General features: G+C 69.4%; 10 protein-coding genes and 1 pseudogene. 8 read left to right on the top strand and 3 right to left on the bottom strand.

Annotation, left to right across the window (positions count from 1 at the left end; genetic code table 11):
- Positions 1-115 precede the first annotated feature (115 nt).
- The gene (ypfJ, locus tag ON29_RS17725; protein WP_040867622.1) at positions 116-1,039 is read right to left on the bottom strand and encodes a KPN_02809 family neutral zinc metallopeptidase; all 924 of its coding nucleotides are present in this window, start codon (positions 1,037-1,039) and stop codon (positions 116-118) included.
- 190 nt (positions 1,040-1,229) lie between these two features.
- Here ypfJ and aspS point away from each other — a divergent pair, with 190 nt between their 5' ends.
- The gene (gene aspS, locus ON29_RS17720; protein WP_040867620.1) at positions 1,230-3,014 is read left to right on the top strand and encodes an aspartate--tRNA ligase; all 1,785 of its coding nucleotides are present in this window, start codon (positions 1,230-1,232) and stop codon (positions 3,012-3,014) included.
- A 73-nt stretch (positions 3,015-3,087) separates the two neighbouring features.
- Positions 3,088-4,056 (top strand): DUF389 domain-containing protein, encoded by a 969-nt coding sequence (locus ON29_RS17715; RefSeq protein WP_083863697.1) that lies wholly within the window; start codon positions 3,088-3,090, stop codon positions 4,054-4,056.
- A gap of 8 nt (positions 4,057-4,064) precedes the next feature.
- Here the strand turns inward: ON29_RS17715 and ON29_RS17710 are convergent, their stop codons facing one another.
- Entirely contained in the window at positions 4,065-5,039 is a 975-nt protein-coding gene (locus ON29_RS17710) for a hypothetical protein (RefSeq protein WP_040867619.1), read from the bottom strand.
- Between the two features lie 190 nt (positions 5,040-5,229).
- Between ON29_RS17710 and ON29_RS17705 the strand changes: the two genes are divergently transcribed.
- Positions 5,230-6,399: a phosphotransferase family protein gene (locus ON29_RS17705; protein WP_040867617.1), complete on the top strand. Its 1,170-nt coding sequence runs from the start codon at positions 5,230-5,232 to the stop codon at positions 6,397-6,399.
- 330 nt (positions 6,400-6,729) lie between these two features.
- On the top strand, positions 6,730-7,053 hold the full coding sequence (locus ON29_RS35940; protein WP_157172819.1) for a hypothetical protein: 324 nt from the start codon (positions 6,730-6,732) through the stop codon (positions 7,051-7,053).
- A 15-nt stretch (positions 7,054-7,068) separates the two neighbouring features.
- Here the strand turns inward: ON29_RS35940 and ON29_RS17700 are convergent, their stop codons facing one another.
- Positions 7,069-8,739 carry an alkaline phosphatase D family protein gene (locus tag ON29_RS17700; RefSeq protein ID WP_040867615.1) on the bottom strand — a complete coding sequence of 557 codons (1,671 nt, stop codon included), beginning with the start codon at positions 8,737-8,739 and terminating at the stop codon, positions 7,069-7,071.
- A gap of 66 nt (positions 8,740-8,805) precedes the next feature.
- Here ON29_RS17700 and ON29_RS17695 point away from each other — a divergent pair, with 66 nt between their 5' ends.
- From ON29_RS17695 to ON29_RS37145, 4 genes and pseudogenes are all read left to right on the top strand, one after another.
- Positions 8,806-10,206: a replication-associated recombination protein A gene (locus ON29_RS17695; protein WP_051175331.1), complete on the top strand. Its 1,401-nt coding sequence runs from the start codon at positions 8,806-8,808 to the stop codon at positions 10,204-10,206.
- A 268-nt stretch (positions 10,207-10,474) separates the two neighbouring features.
- Complete coding sequence (gene alaS / locus ON29_RS17690; RefSeq protein ID WP_040867614.1) at positions 10,475-13,144, top strand: alanine--tRNA ligase; 2,670 nt, start codon at positions 10,475-10,477, stop codon at positions 13,142-13,144.
- Positions 13,144-13,707 carry a Holliday junction resolvase RuvX gene (gene ruvX, locus ON29_RS17685; protein ID WP_040867612.1) on the top strand — a complete coding sequence of 188 codons (564 nt, stop codon included), beginning with the start codon at positions 13,144-13,146 and terminating at the stop codon, positions 13,705-13,707. The genes alaS and ruvX overlap by 1 nt, the downstream gene beginning before the upstream one ends.
- Positions 13,704-13,995: pseudogene (locus tag ON29_RS37145) on the top strand (endolytic transglycosylase MltG); the annotation flags it as partial. The gene ruvX and the pseudogene ON29_RS37145, both read left to right, overlap by 4 nt.

The following is a 13,995-nucleotide window of genomic DNA, read 5'->3' as shown; positions in this document are numbered from 1 at the left end:
ATCCCATCTTCCGGTGCTGTCCGTGTCCACCCGCAACACAGGTGAACTGCCGTAGATCATGACAGCGCGCAGGCTTTCGGGAGGAACCGGCGCGCTGGATCGATCGGATCCGGGTCTATCGCAGGCCGGACGGAGTGTTCAGGTCTTGCGCCGAATACGTGTCGCACGCCCGGACCTGACCGGTCCTGTACCCGGTGAGGAACCACTTCTGTCGCTGCTCGGACGAACCGTGCGTCCACGCTTCGGGATTCACTCGGCCCCGCGCGGCGCGCTGGATACGGTCGTCGCCGACCGCCGCGGCCGCCGACAGCGCGTCGTCGACGTCCTTGTCCGACAGCGGCTTCAGGAACGGCTGGCTGCCGCCGGGCGCGGGCTGCTTGTCGGCGAAGTGGGCCCAGATGCCCGCGTAGCAGTCGGCCTGCAGTTCGGTGCGTACCGCGCCGGACTCCGGCCCGCGCGGATCGCGCTGCGCGCGGCCGAGGTCACCGAGCAGGTTCTGGATGTGATGGCCGATCTCGTGCGCCACCACGTATTCCTGCGCGAGCGGGCCGCCGCTGGAACCGAAGCGATCCACCAGCTCCTGGAAGAAACTGGTGTCGAAGTAGGCGGTCCGGTCGGCCGGGCAGTAGAACGGCCCGACGTCGCTGGTGGCGTTGCCGCATCCGGTGGAGGTGGCCCCGGAGAAGAGCACGACCTTCGGCTGCGAGTAGCGCTTGCCCGCCTGCTTCGGCAGCTCGGCCGACCATACGGCGTCCAAGCTCTGCGCGGTGAGCGCCACCCGGCAGTCGACGTATTTGTTGGCGTCCGCGCCGGTCTTGCAGTGGCTCGGCGTGCCCTCCGTGCCCGGCTGGGTCTGGCTCTCCTCCGGCGTACCGGTGAAGTTGCCGAGTATGGAGCCGGGGTCGCCGCCCAGCAGCAGCGTCAGCACCAGCACGATGAGTCCGCCCGCTCCACCGCCCAGCGCGAGCTTGCCGCCCATGCCGGGACCGCCGGAGGAAACCCGGTCCGGGTCGATCTGCATGCCCTCGTTGAAGGTCATCGTCGTCGCTTTCTCGCTCGTCCCCGGGGAACACACCGCCCTCGGTCGTACGGCCCCGGTTCGCTCTCCCTCGGATACAGCTTGGCATGGGCGCGTCGATATCGGTTTCCTCTCGGGGAATGTGTCTCACTACGATGGACTCGCACCTGGTCACCCCGCGCCCGGTGTGAGCGTCGTCGAAAGGAACCCCGTGCTGCGCACCCACTTGGCTGGTTCGCTGCGAAGCGAGCATGCCGGTCAGACCGTCACTCTCACCGGTTGGGTGGCCCGGCGGCGTGACCACGGTGGGGTGATCTTCATCGATCTGCGCGACGCGTCCGGCGTGGCCCAAGCGGTGTTCCGCGAGGGCGAACCCGCCGAACAGGCGCATCGGCTGCGCGCGGAGTACTGCGTGCGCGTCACCGGCACCGTGGAACCGCGTCCGAGCGGCAACGAGAACCCGGAACTGCCGACCGGCGCGATCGAGGTGAACGTCACCGAGCTCGAGGTGCTGAACGAGAGCGCGCCGCTGCCCTTCCAGCTGGACGAGCAGCCCGGTGAGGAAGCGCGCCTGAAGCACCGCTACCTGGACCTGCGCCGGGAAGGCCCGGCGCACGCCATCCGGCTGCGCTCCAAGGTCAACGCGGCCGCCCGCGAGGTGCTCGCCCACCACGAGTTCGTCGAGGTCGAGACTCCGACGCTGACCCGGTCCACGCCAGAGGGCGCTCGCGACTTCCTGGTGCCCGCCCGCTTGCAGCCGGGCAGCTTCTACGCCCTGCCGCAGAGCCCGCAGCTGTTCAAGCAGCTGCTCATGGTCGGCGGCATCGAACGCTACTACCAGATCGCGCGCTGCTACCGGGACGAGGACTTCCGCGCCGACCGTCAGCCGGAGTTCACCCAGCTCGACATCGAGATGAGCTTCGTGCGCCAGGAGGACGTGATCCTGCTGGCCGAGGAGATCCTGGTCGCGCTGTGGAAGCTGGTGGGCTACGAGATCCAGACCCCCATCCCGCACATGACCTACGCCGAGGCCATGCGCCGTTTCGGCAGCGACAAGCCCGATCTGCGCTTCGGCGTGGAGATCACCGAGTGCACCGACTATTTCAAGGACACCCCGTTCCGGGTGTTCCAGGCGCCCTACGTCGGCGCGGTGGTCATGCCGGGCGGCGCGAGCCAGCCGCGGCGCCAGCTCGACGCCTGGCAGGAATGGGCCAAGCAGCGCGGCGCCAAGGGACTGGCGTACATCCTGGTGAACGAGGACGGCACGCTGGGTGGCCCGGTCGCCAAGAACCTCAGCGAAGCCGAGCGCGAGGGCCTGGCCAAGCACGTCGGCGCGGTGCCGGGGGACTGCGTGTTCTTCGCCGCGGGCGCACCGAAGGCGCAGCGCGCGCTGCTCGGTGCGGCGCGTGTCGAGATCGCCCGCAAGGTCGGCCTCATCGACGAGGACGCCTGGTCGTTCGTGTGGATCGTGGACGCGCCGCTGTTCGAGCCGACCGTCGAGGCGACCGCGAGCGGTGACGTGGCGGTGGGCCATTCCGCCTGGACCGCGGTGCACCACGCGTTCACCTCGCCGAAGCCGGAGTCGCTCGACACGTTCGACACCGACCCGGGCTCGGCGCTGGCCTACGCCTACGACATCGTCTGCAACGGCAACGAGATCGGTGGCGGGTCGATTCGTATCCACCGCCGCGACGTGCAGGAACGGGTCTTCGAGGTGATGGGCATCACACACGAGGAGGCCCAGGAGAAGTTCGGCTTCCTGCTCGACGCCTTCGCCTTCGGCGCTCCGCCGCACGGCGGCATCGCCTTCGGCTGGGACCGGGTCACCGCGCTGCTGGCGGGGGAGGACTCGATCCGCGAGGTCATTGCCTTCCCGAAGACCGGTGGCGGCGTCGACCCACTGACCGACGCGCCCGCGCCGATCACCGCGCAGCAGCGCAAAGAGGCGGGACTGGACGTCAAGCCGGAGCAGAAGAAGGACGCGCCCGCCTCGTAGCGGCCGCTGCCGCGAACGGTATTTTCTGGTCAGCCGCGTCCGTGCCAGCTGACGCCGACCACGAGGAAACCCGTTGCTGCACTTGCGCATGATCAGCCCGCCGGAGAGCACCGACGAGGTGCTCGCGGTACTCGCCGCCGATCCCGGGGTCACGCACGTGACCCTGGCACGCGGTGCGGCGCTGGAGCCGAAGGGCGACCTCGTCCAGGCGGACGTGGCTCGCGAGGCCGCCAACGCCGTGCTCGAGGACCTCACGGCGCTGGGGATCTGTCGTTCCGGCGGCTTGACGCTCACCCCGGTCGAGACGGTCTTGTCGGACGCGGGCGAACGCGCGGTGCACGAGGCGCCCGGCGATCCGAGCGACGCGGTGGTCTGGGAGGAACTGGTAGCGCAGACGCACGAGGAGTCGAGCCTCAACGCGACGTTCCTCGCCTTCCTGACGATCGCCTGCCTGCTCGCCGCCGTGGGCGTCACGACCGATTCGCCGGTGACGATCGTCGGCGCGATGGTCGTCGGTCCGGAGTTCGGTCCGCTGGCCGCGTTCGCGGTGGCGTTGGTGCGCAAGGATTTCCGGCTCGCCCGCCGCTCGGCCGTCGCGCTCGCGGTCGGTTTTCCGGTAGCGATGGTGATCACGCTGCTGGCGACGCTGGTGTGGGAGCAGGTCGGCTGGATCACCATCGACGGGGTGGGCAGTATAGAACAGGTCGACTTCATTTACCAGGTCGGCCCGTTCTCCCTGGTCGTCGCGCTGCTCGCGGGCGCGGCGGGCATGTTGTCGCTGGTGACCGCGAAATCGGCCGCGCTGGTCGGCGTGTTCATCTCGGTGACCACCGTGCCCGCGGCCGGATTCGCCGTGGTGGCGGCGACTTTGGGGGAGTGGCGGGTGGCGTTCCTGTCCGCGGGTCAGCTCGCGGTGAACATGGGGGGCATCATCGTGGCCGGGATCATCGTGCTCGCGCTCCGGCCTCGCGCGGGCGGCGAGGCCGGTCCGGTGGAACGGTTCAAACGCTTGATCGGCATGCGCTCACCGGCCGAGGAGTGACGCGGGTTTCACAGCGCGGCGACGGGACCGCCGGTGAGGGCGCGGTAGGCATAGGTCACGGCGATGACGGCGACCGGGCCCGCGATCAGCAGGCCGAAACCACACAGCAGTAGCCCCAGGAAGGTGACCACCAGCACCGCCAGCGCGAGCAGCAGCACCTGCCCGGCGTTGGCGACGACCAGGGTGAAGCTCGACTTCAGCGCCTCGAACGGACCCTGATCCTGATCGACGACGAAATGCAGCGAGAACATGCACAGCCAGCCGGCGATCAGCCCGGGGATCAGGCAGATCGCCGAGCCGAGGAAGGTCAGCGTGAACGCCAGCAGCGCGGTGAGCAGCACATTGCCCGCGTTCACGAATCGGAAGTAGGCACCGAAAGGCGGCGGGGTGCCGTCGGTTTCGTACAGGGCGCCGCGCACCATCGCCGCCTGCAGCAGCCATATACCGGCCATGACCGCCAGGAAGACGAGCAGCAGCGGCAGCATCGTCGTCGGGTCGGTGAGCTGGACCACGAGCACGAACGCCAGATATATGACCATGCCCACCGCGGTCACCCCGACCCACGGGCCCGGATTGGCCCGGAAACGGGCCCAGCCGTAGCTGAGCGCCTGGCCCACGTCCAGCGTGCCCGGTCCCGTGGTGACCTGCTGGTAGCCGTAGACCGGCTCCTGGGCAGGCGCCGGGCCGGGCGGTGGCGCCCACCCCGGGCCGGTGCCCTGTGGGCCGTAGCTGGGGTGCGGCGCGCCCACGGGCGGGGGTGGCTGCACCGGTTCGCTGCCGTAGTGCGCCGCGCCGGGACCTTCGAACTGCGGGTATGATGACGAACCGGCCATCTCGTGGCCGGATTGGCCGGTTGCGGGGGTGCCGCCTCGCGGATCGGGGTTCTCGTGCTGCCCCGGCCGTGCCGCGAAGCGTTCCTCGTCGTTCGGGGAGGAAGCGCCACCAGGTGATTGTTTGGGTGCGGGCGGCGGTGTCTCGGTCATGCGTAGACCTTTCCACTCAACTGGTTTGCGGTGTGGCGCACGGCAGTTCACGATGAGAAAACCCGACGGGTGCACAGGTGTCAAGCGACCGGCGGCCACCCTCCGGCCTGGCCGGAGACACGCCGGGCGACGCGGAAAGGTTGTGTAACCGCTCGCTAGAAGTGACCCCATGCGAGTACTTTGAGAGGCGATGACCGCACTATTGGCCGAACGCGCCGCCGAAGTCGTGTCCGCAGCGCAACAGTTGCTCACAAAGCGAATGGGTGCTCCGGTAAAGCTGAGCGATCCGATCGAACTCAGCGGTAGTGGTAGGACGACCGTCCTACGCGTGCGAGTAGCGGAGAACGCCTTCTCGTTACCGCGAACCCTGATAATCAAGCAGGTCCGTGGCGCCGCCCAGGATCGCCGGACCGGCGGTCTGGCGCCCGGGGTGGCCAGCATCGATTCCGCGTTCCTCCGCGAGACGGTGTCCTACCAGTTCACCACCGCACTGAGCCGGGAACACCGGCCGGGCGCGTACCTGATCGCGCACAGCCTCCCCGACCGGCTGTTGATCCTCAGCGACCTCGGTGAGAACTCACTGCTCACCGCCGTGCTGCGCTCCGGCGCCGAGCCGGCCACCCGCAATGCCCTCATGGCCTTCGCCCAGGCGCTGGGCCGGATGCACGCCGCCACCGTCGGGCGCGAGGCGGACTTCGTCGCGTTGCTGCGCCGGGTGGACGTGGTGCACCGGGTGGACGGCATCGCCCAGCAGGCCGAGTCGGCGATCGCCGAGGTGCCCGGCATGCTCCAGCGCGAACTGGGCATCGAGGTGCCCGGCGAGATCGCCGAGCGGATCGTGCGCGGCAACCGCCTGTACTCCGCCGGGCGCTTCCGGGCGTTCAGCCCGTCCGACCTCTGCCCGGACAATGTGATCTTGAACGAGGAAGGCGCTCGCTTCCTCGACTACGAGTGGGGCGGATTCCGCGACGCCACCCTGGACATCGCCTACGCGCTGGTGTCCTTCCCGGGCTGCCTGTGCGACCTCGAGCTCTCGCGCGAACGCGCCAACCAGATGGTCGAGGCGTGGCGCGCGGAAGTCGTGGGCGTATGGCCCGCGCTGGCCGACGACGACCAGCTGGCCGAACGAATCTTGGAAGCCCGGCTGATCTGGGTGTGGCTGTCCACCTACTGGTTCCTGCCCGCCGACCACACGCGTATCGCGGCTGCCCGGGAGCACGGGCTGTCGGTGCCGCGCTCGGCGGCCCTGATCAACCGTTGGGCCGCGCTCGCCGAAGACGCGCGGTGCACAGGGGACGACATCGTGGGTGATTTCGCCGAGGACGTGTCGGCGATGCTGGAAGAGCGCTGGTCGGAGTAGGGCTTCGCGTTCGAGCAATTGGACGCGGGCTGTGCTGGACCTCAGCGGTGCGAATTCGGCCGCAAGCTCTGTTGTCGCCGCCCCGGCGATCTTCTACCGGACTGCGAAACTTCTAGCGCATCCCGCGTCTACCCTCTGACCGCATCGTAGGCATGAGCAGAAAGAGGCTGCCGCCTTTGCCGCATTCCACCGCTGGGGTGCGCTTGCATGGCGCCCATGCGGTGCGGACCTGCTGGATGTGGTCCTGGGACTCACTGTGGCGGTAATCAGCCGCGAGGCGATCGCTGGGGCGGCGAGCGGTTCTGACCGACACCACGACCCGTGCCGTCGATGCCCGCGACCGCGCCGGGGCGATCCGGTGCCGGTGGCCGATCGCCACCGGGATGGATCGGCCCTGGAAAAGCCCATAGCGCTGCTCGTCTTGCGGCACTGCTGGTATTGCTTGCGATCATTCTTGTCGCCGCGCCGCTCGGCGTCGTGATCCTGCGAAGGAACAGAAGCCGGAGCCGGATCGAAGGCGACCCGGCGATCCGTGCCCGCGCGGCCGGAGCGCAACTCGGCAAAGAGATTCGCGCCTATCAATGGCGGAACCGGCCGCATGACAAGTCGGAGGACAACCTCAGCGGTGGCGGTGGATGCGGGGGCGGAGAGTGAGCCACCGCCCGACGATCAGCCGAGCGGCGCCGGGCGCCGCTCGATCCGGCCCCCGGAACGTACGGCGAACGAAGCGCCGTGGCGCACACCGGAATTCGGGTCGGTGACGTTCAACAGGTAGTACCAGTCCATCTGTGCCTGTTCCGGGGTGACCTCCAGCACGCCGTAGCCGTGCGAATCCAATTCCACGTACCGCAGATGACGGTTGATCGCCCCGAGCGATTCCGCGATCGGCGCGGAATTCGTCCGCAGCAGGTCGCCGATGCTGGACGAGGTCACCGACGGCACCACGAACTCGGCGCCCGCCGTCGCCCCGCCCGGGTAGCTCGCCGCGTCCACCGGGAGATCCGCCGCCCACGAGGAGTGGATGTCCCCGGTCAGGAACAGCACGTCGGAGATCTGCTGGTCGGCGATGGCGCGGAAGAGGCGGGTGCGGTCGGCGGTGTAACCGTCCCACTGGTCGCCGTTCAGTGACGGGCCGGACTCCGGGACGCCCAAGGTACTGGTGATCGCCGCCGTGGTGGCAGGCTCCAGCGGCGGGAAGACCAGCGGAGCGATCATCACCGAGTTGCCGACCAGCTTCCACCGCACCGGCGCGGACGCCAAGCCCGCGGTCAGCCACTCCATCTGCGCCTTGCCGGTGATGGTGCGCGCCGGGTTGTCGGCCTCCCGCCAGTTCGCTCCCGGTTTCGCCTCCTCGTCGCGGTAGCTGCGTAGATCGAGCATGCTGAGCTCGGCGAGGGTGCCGAAGCGCAGCCTGCGATAGATCCGCACGTCGGTGCCGGACCCGGAGGCGCGGACCGGCATCCATTCCAAGTAGGCCTGCGCGGAGGCGGCGCGCCGGTCGATCCAGCTGCCCTCGGTCGCGGGATCGTGGTTGTGCGCGCCGCCGGACCAGGAGTTGTCCGCGGATTCGTGGTCGTCCCAGGTGCAGATGAACGGCAGCGTGGCGTGCAGACCGAGCAGGTCCGGGTCGGTCTTGTACTGGGCGTGGCGGATGCGGTAATCGATCAGGCTGACGATCTCGTTCGCCGGTTCGTGCGCACGCACGGTGCCGTTGCGGCCACCGTATTTGCCGCGACCGTATTCGTAGATGTAATCGCCCAGGTGCACGATCGCGTCCAGGTCGGTGCGGCCGGCCAGGTGACGGTAGGCGCCGAACCAGCCCGCCTCCCAGTTCGAGCACGAGACCACGCCGAATCGAAGGCGGTCCGGTGTGTCCGCCGTGGCGGGCGCGGTTTTGGTGCGGCCGACGGGGGAGGTCTGGCCGAGGGCGCTGAAGCGATAGAAGTACTCGACGTTCGGCGCGAGGCCGGAGACGTCGACCTTGACGGTGTGGTCGGACTCCGCCGCGGCCGTCACGGTTCCGGAGGCGGTGATCGAGAGGAACCGCTCGTCCGCGGCGATCTCCCACCGCACGGTTGCCGGGTCGCCCACCCCCGAACCGGGCGTCGCGTCGTCGGAGACGGTGACGCGGGTCCAGAGGATGACGCCGTCGGGAAGCGGGTCGCCCGAGGCGACGCCGTGCCGGAATGCCGGTGTCGCGGCTTGCGCGCGTCCGGCGCCCGCCACCGCGGTGGCGGTGGCGGCGGCCGCGCTGCTCTTCAGCAGGGTGCGTCGAGCGAAGCGGGCGACGGACGATGGATCTGAAACGAACACGTTTTCAGGCACGGGTACCGATCCCATCCGAAGTACCGGCGACGCGCAACTCGGTTCGCCGCCGCGCCGGTCCGGGCCGTGCTCCGCGGCGCGATGGGGACGGGGGAACGGCATGTCGCGCTGTCGGTGCGGCTGGGTAACGTTCGTCTGGTGAGCGATGGTTTGTTCGACGTGCCCGGTGCCGCGGTGCCCCCGGAGCATTCGATCGACACCGTGGTGCGCAGGGACGCGGGTGCGCCGCTGGCCGTGCGCATGCGTCCGGCCACCCTGGAGGAAGTGGTCGGCCAGCAACATCTGCTCGGCCCCGGCTCGCCGCTGCGCAGGCTGATCGAGGGATCGGGCGCCGCATCGGTGCTGCTGTACGGGCCGCCCGGAACGGGCAAGACCACCCTCGCCTCGCTCATCTCGCAGGCCACCGGACGACGGTTCGAGGCGCTGTCGGCCCTCTCGGCCGGCGTCAAGGAGGTCCGCGCGGTCATCGACATGGCGCGGCGCAGGCTGTCGGCGGGCGAGCAGACCGTGCTGTTCATCGATGAGGTGCACCGTTTCTCCAAGACTCAGCAGGACGCGCTGCTGGCCGCGGTGGAGAACCGCATCGTCCTGCTGGTCGGCGCGACCACCGAGAACCCGTCGTTCTCGGTGGTCTCGCCGCTGCTGTCGCGCTCGCTGGTGCTGCAACTGCGGTCGCTGACCGAAGCCGACATCCGCCAGGTGCTCGGCCGCGCGATCGCCGACCCGCGCGGGCTCGCGGGCGAGTACACCGTCACCGACGCCGCGCTCGAGCACATCGTCCGGATCGCGGGCGGCGACGCCCGCCGGGCGCTGACCGCGCTGGAAGCGTCGGCCGAATCCTCGCTCGACGGCACCGTCGACGTGGACCTGGTCGAGGCCAGCGTGGACAAGGCCGCCGTACGCTACGACCGCGCCGGTGACCAGCACTACGACGTGATCAGTGCGTTCATCAAGTCCATCCGCGGCTCGGACGTCGACGCCGCCCTGCACTACCTGGCACGCATGCTCAGCGCCGGCGAGGACCCTCGCTTCATCGCCCGCAGGCTGATGATCCACGCCAGCGAGGACATCGGCATGGCCGATCCGATGGCGTTGCAGACGGCGGCCGCCGCCGCGCAGGTGGTGCAGCTGGTCGGACTGCCCGAGGGCCGCCTCGCGCTCGCGCAGGCGACGATCCATCTGGCGACCGCCCCGAAGTCCGGCGCCGTGGTGGCCGCGATCGGAGCGGCCATGGCCGATGTCGCGGCGGGTAAGGCGGGCCCGGTCCCACCGCACTTGCGCGATGGTCACTACGCGGGTGCGGCGGCACTCGGCAACGCGCAGGGCTACCGGTACCCCCACGACGACAAAGACGGCGTGCTCGCCCAGCAGTACCCGCCCGACGAACTGGTCGGCGTCGACTACTACCGTCCGACCGACCACGGGCACGAACGCGAAATCGGTCCACGGGTCGACAAGCTGCGCCGCATCGTCCGAGGCTGACCGCTCGCACCGGGCGTACGGCGCCGGTATCGGTGCCGCCGGCCCCAGCGGACTGGCCACAATAGTCGTGTTCAGCGCCCCTGAAGACGGGGTCTGCAGCAAGACCGTCCGACGAGCGTCCGGGAAGCCTGTCGAACTGCCCGCTCCGGTGTGCGTGATGCCGGACAGCGAGCCGCTGCGGGCCTGGGTTCGCTGAGCGGTCGCGGGGACGCGAGGGGTGCCCGGTCGATGAAAATTCACGTGCGCGGCACCGGTAGGCTGGGTATTCGTGCAGACCCACGAGATTCGACGGCGTTTCCTGGACCACTTTCTCCGTGCCGGCCATACCGAGGTGCCGAGTGCCTCGCTGATCCTGGCCGACCCGAACCTGCTGTTCGTCAACGCAGGCATGGTCCAGTTCAAGCCGTACTTCCTGGGTCAGGAGGCGCCGCCGTACCCGCGGGCGACCAGCGTGCAGAAATGCGTGCGGACCGGCGACATCGAAGAGGTCGGCGTCACCACGCGGCACAACACGTTCTTCCAGATGGCGGGGAACTTCTCCTTCGGTGACTACTTCAAGGAGGGGGCGATCACGCTCGCCTGGGAGCTGATCTCCAAGCCGCAGGACGAAGGCGGTTACGGCTTCGACCCCGAGCGGATCTGGGTGACCGTCTACCAGGACGACCCGGAGGCCGCGGAGATCTGGAAGCGGGTCGCGGGCCTGCCCGAGGAGCGCATCCAGTTCCGCGACGGCAAGGACAACTACTGGGATATGGGCGTGCCCGGCCCCGGTGGACCCTGCTCGGAGATCTACTACGACCGCGGGCCCGAGCACGGCCGCGACGGCGGACCGGTCGCCGACGAGGACCGCTACCTCGAGATCTGGAATCTCGTGTTCATGCAGGACATCCGCGGTGAGCTGAGCCCGAAGCTGGGGCATCCGCCGGTCGGGTCGCTGCCGAAGAAGAACATCGACACCGGTATGGGCATCGAGCGGATCGCGCTGCTGCTGCAGGGCGTGGACAACGTCTACGAAACCGACCTGCTGCGCCCCATCATCGACAAGGCCGAGGAGCTGACCGGACGTTCCTACGGCGTCCAGCACGAGGACGACGTCCGCTTCCGCGTAATCGCCGACCACGCCCGTACCGCCGCCATGCTCATCGCCGACGGCGTGAACCCGGGCAACGACGGCCGCGGTTACGTGCTGCGCCGCCTGCTGCGCCGCATCGTGCGCTCGGCGCGCCTGCTCGGCGCCGAGAAGCCGGTGATGAGCGAGTTCATGAAGGTCGTCAGCGACCTGATGGCCCCGTCCTACCCGGAGCTGGCCACCGACTTCCGCCGGATCGAGACCGTCGCCGTCGGCGAGGAGACGGCGTTTCTGAAGACGCTGAACACCGGCTCCACCTTGTTCGACAACACCGCCGCCGCCGTGAAGGCCGGGGGCGGCAGCACGATCGCCGGGTCGGACGCGTTCACCCTGCACGACACCTACGGTTTCCCGATCGATCTGACGCTGGAGATGGCCGCCGAGGCCGGGCTGGCGGTCGACGAGGAGGGCTTCCGCTCGCTCATGGCCGAGCAGCGCAAGCGCGCCAAGGAGGACGCGCAGTCCCGTAAGCACGCCCACGCCGACCTGACGATCTACAAGGAACTGGTCGACCGGGGCGCCACCGAGTTCACCGGCTTCGACGAGCTCACCTCCGAGGCCACCGTGCTCGCCCTGATCGCCGACGGCGTCCGGGTGCCCGCCGCGACCGCCGGACAGGACGTCGAGGTGATCCTGGACCGCAGTCCGCTCTACGCCGAGTCCGGCGGCCAGATCGCCGACCGCGGCTCCATCACCGCCTCCTCGGGCCTGAAGCTGCGCGTCAACGACGTGCAGAAGATCGCCAAGAAGCTGTGGGTGCACAAGACCACCGTGGAGCACGGCCAGGTCACCGAGGGCGATATCGTGCTCGCCCAGGCCGATCCCGGGTGGCGGCGCGGCGCCACGCAGGGCCATTCCGGCACGCACATGGTGCACGCTGCCCTCCGGCAGGTGCTCGGCCCGAATGCCGTGCAGGCCGGTTCCCTGAACAAGCCGGGCTACCTGCGCTTCGACTTCAACTGGCAGGGCCAGCTGTCCGAACAGCAGAAGGCCGACATCGAGGCCGTGTCCAACGACGCGGTAGGCGCCGACTTCCCGGTGAACACTTTCCTCACCGATCTGCCGAAGGCCAAGCAGATGGGCGCGCTGGCACTGTTCGGAGAGAACTACGGCAACGAGGTCCGCGTCGTGGAGATCGGCGGCCCGTTCTCCATGGAACTGTGCGGCGGTACGCACGTGCAGCATTCCTCGCAGATCGGCCCGATCACCGTGCTCGGCGAGTCGTCGGTCGGCTCGGGTGTGCGGCGCGTCGAAGCGTTCGTCGGCCTGGACTCCTATAAGTACCTTGCCAAGGAGCGCGCGCTGCTGGCCGGTGTCGCCTCCGCGCTGAAGGTGCCCTCCGAAGAGGTGCCGGGTCGCGTCGAGCAGCTCGTGGAGCGGCTGAAGGTGGCCGAGAAAGAACTCGAGCGCACGAAGATGGCGGCCGTGCTGTCGTCGGCGGCCACATTCGTCCAGGAAGCCGAGCGGATCGGCCGCCTGCTGCTGGTCGCCGTTGCCGCGCCGGAGGGTGTGCCCGCGGGCGATCTGCGCACCCTCGCCACCGACATCCGCGGCCGGTTCGGCAGCGAGCCCGCCGTGGTGGTGCTGCTCGGCAACGCCGACGGCAAGGTGCCGTTCGTGGTCGCCGTGAACAAGCCCGCGCAGGAACTCGGCATCAAGGCGGGTGATCTGGTCGGCAGCTTCGGCCCGAGTATCGCCGGACGCGGCGGCGGTAAGCCGGAGATGGCCCAGGGCGCGGGGTCGGATCCGTCCGGCATTCCGGCGGGCCTGGCCGCGGTCCGCGCGCGGGTGGCCGAACTCGCCGGGTGATGGGCGAGCCCGCGGAATCGGAGAGGTCGGCGCAGCGCGGCGCCGACCGGCCGGATCCCGCCACCGACCCCGGCCGGGGCAGGCGGATCGGCGTCGACGTCGGCAGTGTCCGGATCGGGGTCGCCGCGTGCGATCCCGACGGCATTCTCGCCACGCCGGTGGAGACCGTACCGCGCGCGAAATCGTCACGGCGTTCGGCTCCCGCACCCGATATCGAAAGAATTGCCGAAATTGTGCGGGAGTACGAGGCAGTCGAGGTAATCGTCGGATTGCCGCGAACATTACGCGGGGAGAAGGGGACTGCGGCTACGCTGGCCAGCGCATTCGCTGAGCGATTGCGGGCTGCCGTCGGGCCGGTGCCGGTCCGGCTTTCCGACGAACGTTTGACTACGGTGTCAGCTGCACGTGCATTGCGGGACAGTGGAGTTCGCGCGCGTGGCCAGCGGCAGGTGATCGATCAGGCGGCGGCCGTGTCGATCCTGCAAGGATGGTTGGACGAACGGAGTGCGGTGTTGAGGTCGGTGGAAGCGGGACGTCTCGCGTCGCCCGGGGACGATGCATGACGGATCGGTGGGCGCGGGCCGAGGAACTGTTCCGACAGCGCGAAGCTGATCGGCGGTATCGGAGAGACGACCGGGCCTGGGGCGAACACGACGGCGACGACTACTACGACGACGATACGACCGTCATCCCCCGCTACGTCGATGACGAGGAGGAGCCGCCCACGCCGGCTCCGCCCGCCCCGCGGCGTGGCGGGCAGCGCGCGAGCGCGACCCGCGAGCAGGCGCCGCGCCGGGCGAAGCGCGCGCAGCCCGAGCGTTCCGAGCGCCCCGGCAAACGTGGCAAGCGAT

This window comes from Nocardia exalbida NBRC 100660 (assembly GCF_000308575.1).
Lineage (GTDB): Bacteria > Actinomycetota > Actinomycetes > Mycobacteriales > Mycobacteriaceae > Nocardia > Nocardia exalbida.
This window is presented reverse-complemented; position numbering and strand designations above follow the sequence as displayed.